Annotated in this window: 13 protein-coding genes; 2 read left to right on the plus strand and 11 right to left on the minus strand. The window is 37.9% G+C overall.

Annotated features, from left to right (window positions below; translation table 11 throughout):
* Nucleotides 1-28: 28 nt before the first annotated feature.
* Nucleotides 29-733 carry a glucosamine-6-phosphate deaminase gene (nagB, locus tag GZ996_RS05345; RefSeq protein WP_161980165.1) on the minus strand — a complete coding sequence of 235 codons (705 nt, stop codon included), beginning with the start codon at nt 731-733 and terminating at the stop codon, nt 29-31.
* A 149-nt stretch (nt 734-882) separates the two neighbouring features.
* On the opposite strand from nagB, the gene queA reads away from it, so the two are divergent.
* Entirely contained in the window at nt 883-1,911 is a 1,029-nt protein-coding gene (queA, locus tag GZ996_RS05350) for a tRNA preQ1(34) S-adenosylmethionine ribosyltransferase-isomerase QueA (RefSeq protein WP_156806363.1), read from the plus strand.
* A gap of 82 nt (nt 1,912-1,993) precedes the next feature.
* Here the strand turns inward: queA and GZ996_RS05355 are convergent, their stop codons facing one another.
* The 6 genes from GZ996_RS05355 to GZ996_RS05380 form a co-directional block, all read right to left on the minus strand.
* Nucleotides 1,994-2,233, minus strand: coding sequence for a DUF3165 family protein (locus GZ996_RS05355; protein WP_156806364.1), 240 nt, complete (start codon nt 2,231-2,233; stop codon nt 1,994-1,996).
* A gap of 115 nt (nt 2,234-2,348) precedes the next feature.
* Complete coding sequence (gene typA / locus GZ996_RS05360) at nt 2,349-4,190, minus strand: translational GTPase TypA (protein WP_156806365.1); 1,842 nt, start codon at nt 4,188-4,190, stop codon at nt 2,349-2,351.
* 166 nt (nt 4,191-4,356) lie between these two features.
* Nucleotides 4,357-5,619: a signal recognition particle-docking protein FtsY gene (gene ftsY / locus GZ996_RS05365; RefSeq protein ID WP_162011509.1), complete on the minus strand. Its 1,263-nt coding sequence runs from the start codon at nt 5,617-5,619 to the stop codon at nt 4,357-4,359.
* Nucleotides 5,606-6,442 carry a Cof-type HAD-IIB family hydrolase gene (locus GZ996_RS05370; RefSeq protein ID WP_156806367.1) on the minus strand — a complete coding sequence of 279 codons (837 nt, stop codon included), beginning with the start codon at nt 6,440-6,442 and terminating at the stop codon, nt 5,606-5,608. The genes ftsY and GZ996_RS05370 overlap by 14 nt, the downstream gene beginning before the upstream one ends.
* Nucleotides 6,439-7,230 (minus strand): HAD family hydrolase, encoded by a 792-nt coding sequence (locus GZ996_RS05375; RefSeq protein ID WP_232323229.1) that lies wholly within the window; start codon nt 7,228-7,230, stop codon nt 6,439-6,441. The genes GZ996_RS05370 and GZ996_RS05375 overlap by 4 nt, the downstream gene beginning before the upstream one ends.
* A gap of 172 nt (nt 7,231-7,402) precedes the next feature.
* Nucleotides 7,403-8,071, minus strand: coding sequence for a hypothetical protein (locus tag GZ996_RS05380; RefSeq protein ID WP_162011510.1), 669 nt, complete (start codon nt 8,069-8,071; stop codon nt 7,403-7,405).
* 239 nt (nt 8,072-8,310) lie between these two features.
* Between GZ996_RS05380 and GZ996_RS05385 the strand changes: the two genes are divergently transcribed.
* Nucleotides 8,311-8,691 (plus strand): hypothetical protein, encoded by a 381-nt coding sequence (locus GZ996_RS05385; protein WP_162011511.1) that lies wholly within the window; start codon nt 8,311-8,313, stop codon nt 8,689-8,691.
* Nucleotides 8,692-8,836: 145 nt separating this feature from the next.
* On the opposite strand, the gene GZ996_RS05390 is transcribed toward GZ996_RS05385, so the two are convergent.
* The 4 genes from GZ996_RS05390 to GZ996_RS12085 all read right to left on the minus strand — a co-directional run bounded on the left by GZ996_RS05390 (nt 8,837) and on the right by GZ996_RS12085 (nt 15,530).
* Complete coding sequence (locus GZ996_RS05390) at nt 8,837-12,142, minus strand: DUF6359 domain-containing protein (RefSeq protein WP_162011512.1); 3,306 nt, start codon at nt 12,140-12,142, stop codon at nt 8,837-8,839.
* 391 nt (nt 12,143-12,533) lie between these two features.
* On the minus strand, nt 12,534-14,711 hold the full coding sequence (locus GZ996_RS05395) for a DNA internalization-related competence protein ComEC/Rec2 (RefSeq protein ID WP_162011531.1): 2,178 nt from the start codon (nt 14,709-14,711) through the stop codon (nt 12,534-12,536).
* Nucleotides 14,712-14,748: 37 nt separating this feature from the next.
* Complete coding sequence (locus tag GZ996_RS05400; RefSeq protein WP_202913567.1) at nt 14,749-15,387, minus strand: helix-hairpin-helix domain-containing protein; 639 nt, start codon at nt 15,385-15,387, stop codon at nt 14,749-14,751.
* An 8-nt stretch (nt 15,388-15,395) separates the two neighbouring features.
* Entirely contained in the window at nt 15,396-15,530 is a 135-nt protein-coding gene (locus GZ996_RS12085) for a hypothetical protein (protein ID WP_274378779.1), read from the minus strand.
* Nucleotides 15,531-15,614 lie beyond the last annotated feature (84 nt).

Genomic DNA, 15,614 nt, shown 5'->3' on the forward strand with positions numbered 1-15,614 from the left:
TCTAAACCTGTAATGTATCCTTACTTTTTTATTTTAAATTACTCGCTGCGGCTTCATCAATAATTAAAACGACATTGTCATGATTTTGGAGAACCGTAGCTGGGACTTCTTCCGTAACTGGTCCGTGGACTGTTTTGTAAATAGCGTCAGCTTTTTCAGAACCATAAGCCATCAAAATAATTTGTTTAGCAGACATGATAGAGGCAATTCCCATCGAAATTGCCTGACGAGGCACTTGGCTTACATCTTCAAAAAAGCGAGCATTAGCTTCAATAGTGGATGCATCAAGATCTACAACATGGGTTTTAGTTGAAAAAGCGGTGCCTGGTTCATTAAAACCGATGTGACCATTACGGCCGATTCCTAAGATTTGAAAATCAATAGGATGTTCTTCAATCAAGCGATCATAATTCTTAACTGCTTCCTGTAGGTCTTGTGCCATGCCGTTAGGAACATAATGCGCTTTTAAGCTTTTATGATTAAATAATTGTTCTGTCATAAAATAATGATAAGACTGCTCATTTTCAGAATCAAGTCCAACATATTCGTCTAAATTGATTGATGTAATCTCTGAAAGATCAATATCAGATTTTCTAATTTGTTTGTAAAACTCTAATGGAGTAGAACCAGTCGCAAGCCCTAATGTCTTAGCCCCCTCATCAACAGCTTTTTTTAATAAATCAAAAGCAAGAGCTCCACCTTCTACTTGATTTTTCACTTTAAAAATTTCCATTTTGTTCTCCTTTTTGGTATATACCAATATTGTTTGATTTTATTTTATTATATTAACCTATAAATGTCAATTCAAAAGAAGTTCTTTTCATTATTTTTATCAACGTGGTATAATATAAAAGCATCTTTTGAAATGATATTGGAGAATTTATGAATACTAATGATTTTGATTTTTATTTACCAGAGGAATTGATTGCTCAGACACCTCTTGAAAAGCGTGATAGCTCTCGTCTTTTAATTTTAGATCGTGACCAAAAAACGATGGTTGATAGCCATTTTGACCACCTCGTGGATCAGCTAAATCCTGGTGATGCCTTGGTCATGAATAACACACGTGTCCTCCCCGCTCGTTTATACGGAGAAAAGCCTGATACTCATGGCCATGTAGAGCTTTTACTATTAAAAAATAACCAAGGTGACCAATGGGAAGTTTTAGCTAAACCAGCAAAACGCCTTAAAACTGGTACAAAAATCAGTTTTGGTGATGGTCGTTTGACAGCTACTGTCGTTGAAGAATTAGAGCATGGTGGTCGTATTGTCGAATTTCATTATGATGGTATTTTTCTTGAAATCCTCGAAAGTTTAGGCGAAATGCCACTACCACCTTATATCCATGAAAAATTAGATGATCGTGAACGTTATCAGACTGTTTACGCTAAGGAAAATGGCTCCGCGGCTGCACCGACTGCAGGATTACACTTTACAACTTCGCTTTTAGAAAAAATTCAAGCCAAAGGCGTTAAATTAGTCTATCTTACCCTTCATGTCGGGCTAGGGACCTTTAGACCTGTTTCGGTTGACAATGTGGACGACCATGATATGCATTCTGAATTTTATAGTCTTAGTCAAGAAGCAGCTGACACAATCAATCAAGTCAAGACTTCAGGAGGCCGTATTGTTGCTGTTGGAACGACTTCTATCCGTACACTTGAAACCATTGGACAGAAATTTGATGGAAAAGTCCAAGCAGATTCAGGCTGGACTAAAATCTTTATCAAACCTGGATATGATTTTAAAGTTGTTGATGCCTTCTCAACGAACTTCCACCTTCCAAAATCTACGCTTGTCATGCTAGTCTCTGCCTTTGCAGGACGAGAATTTGTCTTAGAAGCCTACAAACATGCTGTGAATGAACGCTACCGCTTCTTCTCCTTCGGAGACGCCATGTTTATCCAATGATAGTCTACTTTTAACCTGTCGTGTGAACATCGCACGGCTTTTTCTGATATAAAAAATGCTCACCACAAGGATGAGCATCAGTTTATTTTTCTGAAAGATTTTTAATATCTCTTAAAGTTAGGTAAGCCAAACCTAGCATCCCAAGGACGATAAACAGTTCTGGCGGCGACTGAAGAATTTTCATAAATGTCATTCCAGCTAAAACGATTAATAAAGCAAGCAGACCGACCAATAAAATCATACTAAGGGTATTTTTTATGGTCTTTGGAGCTCTAAAAAAATAATAAAGGATGATTAAAACAGCTACAATGAAATAGAACATAAAATGTAACACCGAGAGCTAAGACAAAGAAAACATAATGATAAAATAAAGTATGTCGCTATCTAAAACCCGTATTTAGTTCCTTTCTAAGCTGTTATAATAACTCATTCTGTTATTATTCAGCTTGTTTTTTCTTTTTATTGGCTTTTTCGCGTTCGTTTTTATTAAGAATTTGTTTACGAAGACGAATTGATTCAGGGGTTACTTCCATGTACTCATCGTAGTCAAGGAACTCGATAGATTCTTCAAGAGTCAAGATACGAGGTGTTTTAATAACTGCTGTTTGGTCTTTTGTTGCTGAACGAACATTAGTCATTTGTTTAGCAGTTGTGATGTTAACAGTTAAGTCATTTTCACGTGCATTCTCACCGATAATCATTCCCTCATACACTTCTGTGCCTGGGTTGACAAAGATAGTGCCACGCTCTTCAATACGCATGATTGAATAAGTAGTTGCCTTACCTTGGTCTATAGAAACCAAAGCTCCACGGTGACGACCACCAATTTCAGCATCAATATATGGAAGGTATTGATCAAAGGTATGGTTCATGATACCGTAACCACGTGTCATTGACAAGAATTCTGTAGAGAATCCGATAAGACCACGAGCAGGAATCAAGAAAATAAGACGTGTTTGGCCATTTCCGACCATTTGCATATCAAGCATATCACCTTTACGCTCTGAAAGGGCTTGGATAATTGAACCTTGATATTCTTCTGGTGTATCGATTTGAACACGCTCAAATGGCTCACATTTCACACCGTCAATCTCTTTGATGATAACCTCTGGTTTTGAAACTTGAAGTTCATAACCTTCACGACGCATTGTTTCAATAAGAATCGACAAGTGAAGCTCTCCACGACCTGATACAATCCATTTATCTGGTGACTCTGTATTTTCAACACGGAGAGAGACGTCTGTTTGAAGTTCCGCCATGAGACGCTCTTCAACTTTACGTGATGTCACGTGCTTACCTTCACGACCTGCAAATGGTGAGTTATTTGCCAAGAAAGTCATTTGAAGCGTTGGTTCATCAATGCGCAGAACTGGAAGTGGCTCGATTACATCTGTTGGTGTTACTGTCTCTCCAACGAAGATATCTTCCATACCAGAAACAGCAATCAAATCACCGGCTTTAGCTTCTTGGATTTCTTTACGCTCCAGACCGAAGAAACCGAAAAGTTTTGTGACACGGAAGTTTTTAGTTGTACCGTCAAGTTTTGAAAGGGTAACTTGGTCACCGACTTTAACAGTTCCACGGAAAACACGCCCAATACCGATACGTCCTACAAATTCATTGTAGTCAAGAAGGGAAACTTGGAATTGCAACGGCTCATCTGAGTTATCAACTGGCGCTGGAATGTGCTCAATAATGGTATCAAAAATTGGTGCCATTGTTTTTTCTTGATCAGCTGGGTTATCTGAAAGTGATGATGTTCCATTAATCGCTGACGCATAGACCACTGGGAATTCAAGCTGATCATCATCTGCACCAAGTTCGATGAACAATTCAAGAACTTCATCCACAACTTCTGCTGGACGTGCTGATGGTTTATCAATTTTGTTAACAACAACGATTGGTGTCAAGTTTTGCTCAAGAGCTTTTTTCAACACAAAACGTGTCTGAGGCATTGTTCCTTCATAAGCATCTACAACAAGTACAACGCCATCAACCATTTTCATGATACGTTCAACTTCACCACCGAAGTCCGCGTGTCCTGGGGTATCCATGATATTGATCCGAGTATCGTTATAAGCAACTGCTGTGTTTTTCGCAAGGATTGTAATACCTCGCTCTTTCTCAATATCGTTTGAGTCCATCGCACGCTCTTCAAGTTCTTTACGCTCATCCAGTGTTTGCGATTGCTTCAAAAGCTCGTCTACGAGGGTTGTTTTTCCGTGGTCAACGTGGGCAATAATGGCTACGTTACGGATATCATTTCTTAAGTTTATCATAAAATCCTCTTACTCTTATTTTTAACCTAACTATTGTATCACATTTTTAAAAAAATGACTGTTCTAATCTTTATGTAAATGTTTTCAGTTGTTACAAAGCACTTATTTCCTCTTAAAATCATTCATTTAGTCAAAAAAGACTGCCTAAGCAATCTTTTTCTAGTTATTATAAAATTTCTGCGAGAAGTCCGGTCATAAAGTCTTCTGAATTAAATTGTCCAATGTCATCAATTTTCTCGCCAAAGCCGATGAGTTTCACAGGAATATCCAATTCTTCACGGATGGCTAGGACAACCCCACCTTTGGCAGTCCCGTCAATTTTAGTTAAGACGAGTCCTGTCAATGGTGTAATTTTTGAAAATTCTTTGGCTTGGCTGAGGGCATTTTGGCCAGTTGAGGCATCTAGAGCCAACAAGGTTTCATGGGGTGCTTCTGGGATAACACGTTTGATAATACGACCAATTTTTTCAAGCTCTGCCATGAGATTATCTTTGTTTTGCAGGCGACCAGCAGTGTCAATCAAAAGGATGTCTACTCCTTCTGCGACAGCTTTTTCCATACCATCAAAAACAACTGAGGCAGGATCAGCTTTTTCTGGACCAACAACAACTGGCACATCCACACGGCGGCTCCACTCAACAAGCTGAGCAACGGCACCAGCACGGAAGGTATCCGCTGCAACGAGCATGACTTTTTTGCCTTCCGCCTTATATTTATGGGCAAGTTTACCAATAGACGTTGTCTTACCGACACCATTGACCCCAACAAAGAGCATGACTGTCAAACCATCTTGGAAATTGATTTTCTCGTTAAAGTTACCGTCTTTTTCGTAGATGTCTACTAATTTTTCAATAATGACACGACGGAGTTCTTCTGGTTTCTTAGCTTTTTCTAACTTAGCTTCATAGCGAAGCTCCTCAGTCAAGTTAGTTGCAACACTAACACCAACATCTGACAGGATGAGCAATTCTTCCAATTCTTCAAAGAAATCTTCGTCAACACGACGGAAATTGGCTAAGAAAGCATTGAGACGAGCTCCAAAACCAGTACGTGTTTTTTCTAAACTTCGGTTATATTTTTCCTCTGTTGTTTCAACAAAGGTTTCTTCTATAACTGGAGCTGGTTCACTCACTTTTCGTGTCTCAACTGCTTCAAAATGAATTTCTTCACCCTTTTCAGCAGCAGCTTTGGCAGCAGCTTTTTTAGCATAGTAGTCTGCCATCACAGATGAAAAAGCATTATCAACTGCTTGCGTTTGCTCAGCTGATGCTTCAATGATTTCTTCTGAGACTTCTTCTGATATTTTCTCAACTACTAATTCATCTTGCTCGGCATTATCAGCATCAACAACTTCTTCACTCGCTACCTCTGCCACTTCCTCGACAGCTTTTTCTTCTTTGTTTCCAAATAACTTATCAAATAAGCCCATTACATTCTCCATTCACGATATATTTTTTGACCGCTTCAGCAACTCCTGATTGGTCATTCGTTTTCGTTGTGACTGCCTTAGCACTTTCTTTGGCAATAGCAGAGCCATTCGCCATAGCAACACCTAAACCAGCCCATTTTAGCATGGTTATATCGTTTTCTTCATCACCCATTGCCATCACCTGCTCCGCCTTTAACCCTAAATGCTTTGCTAAAAGGTCAAGTCCAACTGCTTTATGAACACCTTTTGGCATGATTTCAAGAATAATCTCACGTGATTTAAAAATCTCGAAAACTTGATGTAGATGAGCTGGAATTTTAGGAATTTGGCTATCTAAAAAATCAGCATCTGTCACAATCACTACTTTATTATAAATGATATCTCTCGATAATTCATTAAGGCTGTCTAACTCAACAAAAGTCAACATAGGATTAGCTTGATAGTACTGTGAATGATTGCCACGACTAGCAATGCTATACACCGTCCCATCACTAATAACATCCATAGGTAGTCCTAATGGCTCTATATGCCGGTAAATGATTTCCAATTCCTCAAAAGTCATGTCACTTTTATCTAAGATGTCCCCATTATTGCATTGAACTAAACCACCATTAAAGGTAATACTATAGTTATCCTCATTGTAAAGGTCTAATTCTTCTAAAACGTGGATAATAGCTTTTAAAGGGCGTCCTGTGGTAATAACTATCTTAACCCCTAATTCTTGCGCTTTTTTCAGAGCCTGTTTGTTTTCTTCAGTAATGGCTTTATCAGTTGTAAAAAGGGTCCCATCCATATCCAAGGCTAGTAATTTAATCTCAGTCATTCGTTTAACATTCCTTCTAAGTAAGTCAATACGGCACCATCTTCACAAGAGCCAATCACTTTATCGGCTATTTCTTTAATACCTTCACGCGCATTGGCGGTAGCAACAGCTGTACCTGCAAACGACAACATCTCTGCGTCGTTAAAGTTGTCCCCAAATGCAATTACCTCTGAAACATTTAGCCCCAAAAAGTGACACAGGTCTTCTAAACCAGTTGCCTTTGTGATACCGTCTAGGATAATATCCATTCCTCCAAAACCAGTCACTACAGCTGATAAGCTAGGATTTTTATCAGTCAAGGCTCTGCTATGTTCCAAAATTAAATCATCTGAAAACTGAGCAGTTAACTTGTAAATATCATCAGTTATTTGAGTTAAATCCATTTTCTGTGTTTTTTCATAAAATTCAGAAACACGGTTAAAATAAACATCTCTGGTATTTAACGGAGCATAGGCACCTACCCGTCCTGAAAGTAGGTAGCCATGACAATCTGAAAGATTTTCAAGTTGCTCTGCCACAGCCAGATATTGCTCAGGACTCATAAAATGCTCTGAAATCACTTTACCCTTGTAGGAAACAACACTACCGTTCTCAGCAATAATGGCAATCCTAGATAGGACATCTGAAAATAACCTTTGCACACTCAACATAGGGCGACCGCTAGCCACCGTAAATAAAATCCCTCGATCTTCACACTTATCTAAAACCTTTGCGAATAAAGTCTTATCATAAGTATGCTCCTTCGTCAAAAAAGTACCGTCCAAATCTGTTGCGATTAATTTAATCATACAATGTCACCAATTTCTATTTTAGGAATGCCAATTTCGCCTCCGCTTTCTAACTTCCATTATAACATATAAAAAGTTAAAAAAGCGCACCTCGGGCAAGCTCTCGAAAAAGAAACATTTTCGGATAATAATCACTCATTATTCATACTATTCATTCCAAAGGTTAACATTTCTAAACTATTGTATAAGGTAGATGAATACTCTCGGTATCTACACCTTTTAGCTCTAAAAACTCTTTAAAGCTACATTTAGTTTTTTCTTCTAAATATTCAAACCAGAGTGGATAATACCGTTTACAATTATGGCATAATATTTCAAAGTTTTTAGCTTGAAAATTGAGTTTCTTAGCCGTTTCTTCCATCTCTGTTACTGAGTTTAATTCTTCTTCTCTATTTCCTTCTACTAATACTCCCCAAGGAAGTTCGTGTAAGCAAAAATCGTGGTAACGGACTAACAGTTTTAATTTAAGTTTTAAGGCTTTGACATGATTTTGATGACGTTTTAAGACTTGATTTGCCAAATGCATAGATGAAAGATCAAATTTCCATATCAATTCCTCTAAATCCATTTCCAATAAAAATTCAGAAAACTGATAGCCATGGTTAAAATCTTCTCTCCACACATATTGAAATTTTTGAAAAAACTGTGGCGTAATGTGAATGTTGTTTTTATACTGAGTCACAAAATCCATCAGCTCGTCTAAGCTTGGATACTCGTCTACCACTTCTTTTTCCCAACTAGTCATCATCTTGTGACGAACTTTCCTTTGCTCTTTGGAAAAATAAGCATTTAAAGGAAATTTTTCATAGATTTCTAAATATTTCTTTAAATGTGTATTCATCAGTCACCTCGTACAAAGCAAATAATCATCTATTATTCTGTTAAGTACCTTCTGTTTCGTTATCTCTCATTGTAACATATAAAAAGCAAAAATAGGTCCACTCTGCAGAGTATACAATGGAGAATTCTTCTAAAATTTACGCACTAAATTTCTCATGCCTCTTCACGACATCACCCTCTTCCTTGCCCTCTTTTTCGTTTCACGCTATAATAAGGAAAAGTAATCTCGAAAGGTTTATCATGTCTATTACCATTAAACGTCGTACGAAGTATATTCGCGCCTTTGCTCCTATTTACCTGAAGCTGAATGGGAAAATTGTTGCTCGTATTATGGAAAATGAGGAGGTTGACTTGAGTCTTCCTACATCTGAAAGTTTGCTCACCGTTCGCGGCAATAAAAAATCTAGAATTTCTGTATCAGATAGTGATGTCGTTATTATTAAAGATAATGTTCTGAATATTCTAACGTTTTGGAGTGGTGTTTTAGCCATCCTCTTTGGGCAATTTATTTTTTCTCCTGGAACGTGGATCATGGCTATTATCACTTGGCTTGGGTTGGCTAGTATCCTAGCAAGTCTTTTTATTCCTCGTTTTCTATTGGAAAAAGCAGGTGCAGACTAATAAAAGTCCAAAGACACAGCTAAAATGTTGACAGATATAAACTATTAATCTCTCACAAACATAAAAAAGAGACCTTATTCCTTACTTAGAATTTGGTCTCTTTTGATTTTTATCAGATACACAAATAGTGTTTCTTAGAAACTGCTTAGTATTCTTTACGTTTATGACTTGCAATGGCAAGACTGCTCAAGAGAACACTTGCTCCTACGACTAGCATAACGTGTTCATCTGAGTCTGACAATGCTGGTAGGCTTTCTGCTTTTGAAACGTTAAAGATATCTTGTTTCGCTCCACCTGCTGTTTGTTGCCCTTCTTTCACAACCGGTGATGGTTTCACCTCTGTTTGTGCATGAGGAGCATTAATTTTCTCGTTTTTAGATGTCAAAGATAATGGTAATGTCAATTCAGGTTTCTTATCCACTATTGGAAAATCTTTTGGCACTTCATTGACTTTTCTGATGTCAATTTGTAGCAACAATGGGTCATGATCCGAAGCTCTGCCATGTTCTTCCATAAAGGCAGCATTTACATGAACCATATCAAACTCATAGTGATCAGCTAGGTGGCCTGAAATCATGGCTTGGTCCAAGGTTTGATTATTTCCTTGATGGAAGTAAGAATATCTATCTGATTCTTCATGATGTTTGACAAGATTTCTTAGTCCTGCTGATTCAATGATAGACAGAGTCTTAGTGAACTCATAATCGTTATAATCCCCTAGGATAACGATATTCGCTCGTTCATTTTGAGCAAATCCAGCCTCTACAAATACCTTGATGTCTTCTGCCATCTGATGACGTCTGGCTTCTGACTTGAACTGTGGTGGTTGAACCTTACCAAAGACGCCCATATCACCGCGTTTAGAATTTAAGTGTAACCCTAGCAGAACAACTTTTTCACCATTAAATTCAAATTCAGCTACTGGAACTTTTCGTGTGCCTTCCCATACAGGACTTGTTGGATTTAGTCTTGCGACGCTGTATTTTAACTCTCCATTTTCCCAAGTTGCTGATTCATTTGGCTGGGCTGCTGGTTTATCAGATAATTTAACTCTTTCAGAATTGTACAAGAAACCTGTTCTAATGTTACCACCAGGTGCTCCACCATCGGCATTATTTTCAGGTGCAAAGTCAATATACTTGTAAGCTGGGCCACCTAAAGCGGCAATGGCGTCAATCAAACGTTGTGCCGATTTCGTCGCATCTGTCGTACCATCATTAGTTTCCCCGTTATTATCTTGAACCTCTATAAGGGTAATAATGTCTGGAGAATGCAAGTCAGAGACAAAGGATTTCGCAATTCTTGCTACTTTCTCATCACTTGTACCTTTTTTATTGGCAGAGAAGTTTTCAATATTATAAGATGCAATCATTAATTTTGCAGGGTCTTTGACAATGCGGCTAACTTCTGGCTTCAAACCACCATCTTGATGAGATTCCAAGGCCTTATTATCAACTAACAATTTATAGTTAGTGTACGAATAAGAAATTGGTCCTGTAATGTCTTTACCGAAATAATCCCCTGCTTTAGCGACAAATTTTCGATTCGTTGTCAGAAGAGCAATTTTTTGTGGATTGTAGCTATCACTTTGCAAGGTGATACCACCTGAATTATTTTTCTTAGTCGTGTCATTTCCTGGTACAACATAGATTTCACCGTATCTTTGTGGACCTAAGACTCTTGCTCCTTTTACAGTAACCAGCTGTCCTTCTAGCGATTCCCAGAAATCAAGGGCATCATTTTCTGGATCAAACTCTTTAAAAGCATCATCATCAATAATTTTAGTAGGAGCTACTCTATCCTCACCTAAAACAATGGCTTTAGGCACTTCTGCTGTCCCTACAACTCTTGTTTCATTTGCCTTGATTTGAGTGACGGTAAGGTCAGTTTCAGCTTTATCCGAATAACCGTCACCTAAATATTCTTCAACTTCACCAGTGATTTCCAATTTATCACCAACTTTGACCTTGTGTTTTGGTAAAAAGACAGCAATGCCATCAGAAGTTTTAGCATTACCATCAGGGACTAAATCATGCACATAGAATTTATTATCTTTCTCAACGTAGGTAACAACGACATCTTTAACTGTGACTTGTTTCCCAACTAAAGGAGAGACATGCCCTTCTCCTTGTACTTGGGCAACGGTTACTTCAAGAACAGGGGCCTGCTCTGCTTTTTTCACAATTTCAAAATGGTCAAGAGAGAAAGGTTTTACTTGATTGGCTTCTTTGAAACTAGATAAAATCCCTGTGACATGAATCTCGTCATTAGTATTAATTTTTTCTCTAAGAGCCGTTGCTGTGAAGCCAGAACGACTGTCTAAACGCACAGAAACAACCTTGCCATCCTTGTCAGTAACATCAAAAGTCGCGTTATCAAAGGAATCATTTGAAATCGTTCCAACTTTGACATTCTCTAATTTGATTAGTGTAGACTGTTTATCCGCACTCAATGTTGGAATTGTTAATGTCGTCAGTGTCGTGTTGATGTCACCTGCAATTTTTTTACTTGCTGTAATATCAACAACCTGTAACTCACTGCCGTATTTGGACAGGGTACCAGTCAACTCTACAACATCACCTTGCTTGAACGATAGGTCTTGTTTAGGATAAACATAAATTCCTGCGCCAGACTTATCTTGAACGTAAAATCCTTGGCCACCCCAAGCATTGACAGGACTGATGACTTTTCCTAAAAAACTATATTCTTTACCTTGCTCATATGTTCTCAAATGAGCGATTGGGGTAAGATTTGAACTTACTGGATCTAATGGAACTGGGGGCTCAATAGGTTTGTCTTCTACTGGTACACTACCATCTTCAACTAATTCAATTTTGCTCGTAGATTTTATGCCAATTTTATTGAAATAGGTTTCTGAAATGCCAGTTACTCGAACTTTCTTCCCAATATAACTTGGATTATCTTTCACATTGAAATTTTTTCTAACCTCTGACTTGCTAACGAGTTGAACTGGAATGGTGTCCTTTGCTTCAGCGTCCTTTGTGGCACCAAGAGCTAGGTTAGAATATTCATTTCCATAAGCACTTCCTGATTTCAAAGATCCTGTGATATAGCCCTCAACAGTGGTTTCTTTCTTATCAGCAGTCATTTTTTGGTAATCTTCTACGCTAACAACTGATGATTGAAGAACTTCTGATTCGACAACTGGTGCTGGGGTATTAAGTGATTCTGAAACTACCTCTGGAGAAACAATACCTGATACTGCATTAGGTTCTGGCGTCAAAGAAACAGGTTGGGTTTCTTCCAAACCTTGTGGAGAGGTGTTAGCGTTAGGCTGTATAAGCTGATTTCCCAAATTGGTTGGCTCCTCTGCTTGAACAATTGTTCCACCTAGGAAAGCTAACCCTAAAAGGACAGAGACAACACCGATACTATACTTCTTGATTGAAAAACGTTGCGCATTCTCTCGAGTTCTGTTTTTTCCAAACATTTTAATTCCTCCGAATTTTTAATACGGTTACATTATACAAAACCCGAACAAATAAATCAACTATATATTTTTTTGTTATGCTTATTCTGTTTTTTTTATAGTTATAAATATAAAACAACATTAATGAAACTATCAATCATTTTAACACTCTATTAATTTTTAGTAATACTGCTAATATTGCTAATTTCTACAATAGTGATAAACGGTGGCTACTCCTAGAATTCTATATAATCGTAAAAATGAGAGACAAGCTAGTAAATCTCATTCCTTCTCTTGAAATATGAATATAGCAAAAAGTACGAAATCAACGTTTTGATAAACATCATTCCATACCTTTTATTGTAGTCTAAAACTGTTGTCACCCAATAACTATTAGCCTAGTAACCTGTCGCTACCTCACCGTTTCTATTTGCCAATTAGTCCATCCATAAAAACGAATAGCGCCTTGTTGGTCCGTTCGATAGACTGTCATATTTTCTTTTTTAAACCGTTCTAAAGTTTCTGGATTAGGATGGTTAAACTGGTTGTTTTTTCCAGCCGAAACAAGAGCCACTTTTGCTCCAATATGTTTTAAAAACTCTGGATGAGAAGAACCTTTTGACCCATGATGACCTGCTTTGAGAATATCCACAGGTAACTTCGGATATCTCTGGATCAATTCTAACTCTCCTTCTTCAAGGTCTCCTGTAAAGAGAAATGTCTTATCCAAAAGTTTACCGTAAAGCACCAAAGAATCATTATTTTCACCATTTCCAATCATCGTTGGATAAAGGACTTGTAGCTGACTTCCCATAATTGAAATAGTATCACCTGCTAACATAGCCTTAACCGGAATGCGTAAGGTTTTCAATCTCTTGACAAAATTAGGAACTGTCAAACTACCTGGACTGACAATAATTTCACCAATAGAAAAAAACTTGGCGACCACTTCTAAATCACCCACATGGTCCGTATCGGTATGGGTCAACACCACTTGATCAATATGACTCACGCCCCGACTTTTCAGATAAGGAATCAGTGTCCTCTCAGCATTCGCATCGCTGGTACCATTTTTCCATCTTTCTTTTTGAGTAAATTTTGCCTTGCCACCAACATCAATCAGTAGGGTTTTCCCTCTCATATCACGCAGAAAAATACTATCTCCTTGGCCAATATCTACCACCGTCACTTCATTTGTCATCGGATTTTTAGTGATAAAAAATAGCAGAGCTAAAACTAGACTAAGTCTAATCACCCTTTTTTTACTGCTAGAACTATCATAAAGATAGCCTAGACAAATGAGACTGAACAAAAAAATCACCAAACTTGGGCTTCCAAATATAATAGGTCTATCAAAGACCTGCCCAACTAGCGTCAGCCCTTTTTCCAACAAAATAAAAAGGAAATTGACAAACGTTAGCTTAATGACAGGCGAGCAGATAAAAACAAGACTGAGCAAAGGCAGAATTATTACATCAAAGAGCACAGACATCAAGGCAGTTAGTGCAATAGCAAGAGGTTGAAAACTAGAAAAATACCAGATGAGGACGGGTAAAATACCAATGTTAACGCCCAACATTTCTGCCAGACGTGGGTATTTCCACACTTCAAAATTGGTCATTGCTAGAATAAAGGCATAGGCAAAGCTGAGTACTCCTCCAGTTGTTTGAAGAAAGCTAGGCATGATGAGAAACATTACCATGACGGTTGTTGCAAAGTTATCAAGTCCTCTAAGTCCAAGATTTGCCAAATTGAGTTGAAGGAGGCTACGAATCACAGAAACAGAAAAACCCGTTAAACCTGCGTAAATCAGAGAAAGAGGTAAAGTTAACCAATTAACCCAATCTTTTCTCATTCCAGCCCGTAAAAGAAGGTAACGAAAACCACCAATAAAAAATCCGACCTGCATGCCCGACAAAGCAAATAAATGAATAATTCCCAGACTACTATAGAGATCACTCATTTCCTCAAATTCCTTACCAAGATGTCCAAAAAGAAGCCCCGTCATATAATGTTTCATCGGTGCAGGGAAAGAACTATAAATAGACACAATTGCTTTACGTCGCCACTCTCTAATCCATTCAAAAAAGGTGATTTGAGTTGCTGGGTAAATATTTTGTAGCTTTTCAATCTGAACCAAGCGATAAATACCTTGACTTTTTAAATAAGCTGCATAATCAAATCCATTAAAATTGCGTTGCCTCTCAGGGATGCTTAAATTAGCTTCAATATCCAAAACAATACTACCATTTAGGTTTTGGAAAAAGCGTTGCTCCTTTTCAGAAGTCAATTTATAAAACGCTTGATAAGTCTGCCCTTTCGAATGTCCTCTAAAAGATAGGCGGTCACCGTTAACCGAAATCGTATCAGATAAAATCTGTAATCTTTGTACCGTCTGCGGAGCATGTTCTTCTTTTTGAGATGTTTTCCATTCTTGAAAAACGATATAGGAAGCAAAAAGTCCTAGAATAAGAATCACCTGACCAAACTGTTTTAGAGAATAAAACCGAAAACAGCACATTAACAGAAAAACTAGACCAAATAGTGCCAGCTTTTCTCTAAAAACAAGGACGAAGTAAAGCCAAATCATAAGAAAAGCTAAATAAAATGCTGGAATCGGTAGTCGCTTAATCAAGAGTCAGCTCCATTTTAAATCTTTCTAGGGTCTTTGCACCAATACCTGATACATTTGTCAATTCATCCAGGCTTGAAAATTTTCCATGCTCTTCACGATAAGAGATGATATCTTGCGCTCTCTTTTCACCAATACCTGAAATACTTGTTAATTCTGAGATGGAAGCTTTATTAAGGTTAACTTTATCAGAACCCTTTTCTTTATTTCCTGAAACTACAGAAATTGCTACTGATGTTTCAACTTCACCTACTTTAGCGACATAGATGACGGCTTCATCCTCTAATTTTTGAGCTAAATTAATAGAATTTTTATCCGCTTCCTGAGATAGCCCGCCAGCCATTTCAATAGCATCACGAACCCGATCACCTTGAGCAAGTTCGTAAACCCCCTCAGATACGACAGCACCTTTAACATCCACAAGGATTTTATCACTTTCCTGGGAAATAGCTGAGTTGCTCTCATCTTGCTTTTCTGTTACTACTTGCGTGACTTCTTCTACCACTGGAAAAGCTGGCGCATCTTCCTTAGGTTTCAGCATCAGAAAACCAACAAAACACACCAAAATGAGCACTCCTCCACCTACACCAGAGAGAATCGGATGTTCTTTTACCTTTTCAATGATTGTTTCCATAATCCCTCCTAAGTTGTTAATACCACATTAGGGGTCGTCAGAGAAGGTAGCAGTAACATCGTCCCCAACTGCACCATTATCAAATAAGATAAAATGACCATAAGCAACAAACCAACAATTATAATGATATTTTTTTCTCGCATAAAAGCCTCCTTACCTTATAATTCGAAAAATACAAAAAAATCTCCTAAAATTAGAAGATTTTCAATGTATTTAAATTTCTGCTC

It is taken from the genome of Streptococcus sp. S784/96/1 (genome assembly GCF_902729355.1).
Classification (GTDB): Bacteria; Bacillota; Bacilli; order Lactobacillales; family Streptococcaceae; genus Streptococcus; species Streptococcus caledonicus.

What these genes read in the sequence shown, in the direction of transcription:
- queA (WP_156806363.1), top strand. Translation starts at nt 883, where the DNA reads ATGAATACTAATGATTTTGATTTTTATTTACCAGAGGAATTGATTGCT.
- GZ996_RS05395 (WP_162011531.1), bottom strand. Translation starts at nt 14,711, where the DNA reads ATGATTTGGCTTTACTTCGTCCTTGTTTTTAGAGAAAAGCTGGCACTA.
- ftsY (WP_162011509.1), bottom strand. Translation starts at nt 5,619, where the DNA reads ATGGGCTTATTTGATAAGTTATTTGGAAACAAAGAAGAAAAAGCTGTC.
- GZ996_RS05390 (WP_162011512.1), bottom strand. Translation starts at nt 12,142, where the DNA reads ATGTTTGGAAAAAACAGAACTCGAGAGAATGCGCAACGTTTTTCAATC.
- GZ996_RS05400 (WP_202913567.1), bottom strand. Translation starts at nt 15,387, where the DNA reads ATGGAAACAATCATTGAAAAGGTAAAAGAACATCCGATTCTCTCTGGT.
- GZ996_RS12085 (WP_274378779.1), bottom strand. Translation starts at nt 15,530, where the DNA reads ATGCGAGAAAAAAATATCATTATAATTGTTGGTTTGTTGCTTATGGTC.
- GZ996_RS05355 (WP_156806364.1), bottom strand. Translation starts at nt 2,233, where the DNA reads ATGTTCTATTTCATTGTAGCTGTTTTAATCATCCTTTATTATTTTTTT.
- typA (WP_156806365.1), bottom strand. Translation starts at nt 4,190, where the DNA reads ATGATAAACTTAAGAAATGATATCCGTAACGTAGCCATTATTGCCCAC.
- GZ996_RS05385 (WP_162011511.1), top strand. Translation starts at nt 8,311, where the DNA reads ATGTCTATTACCATTAAACGTCGTACGAAGTATATTCGCGCCTTTGCT.
- GZ996_RS05370 (WP_156806367.1), bottom strand. Translation starts at nt 6,442, where the DNA reads ATGACTGAGATTAAATTACTAGCCTTGGATATGGATGGGACCCTTTTT.
- GZ996_RS05375 (WP_232323229.1), bottom strand. Translation starts at nt 7,230, where the DNA reads ATGATTAAATTAATCGCAACAGATTTGGACGGTACTTTTTTGACGAAG.
- nagB (WP_161980165.1), bottom strand. Translation starts at nt 733, where the DNA reads ATGGAAATTTTTAAAGTGAAAAATCAAGTAGAAGGTGGAGCTCTTGCT.
- GZ996_RS05380 (WP_162011510.1), bottom strand. Translation starts at nt 8,071, where the DNA reads ATGAATACACATTTAAAGAAATATTTAGAAATCTATGAAAAATTTCCT.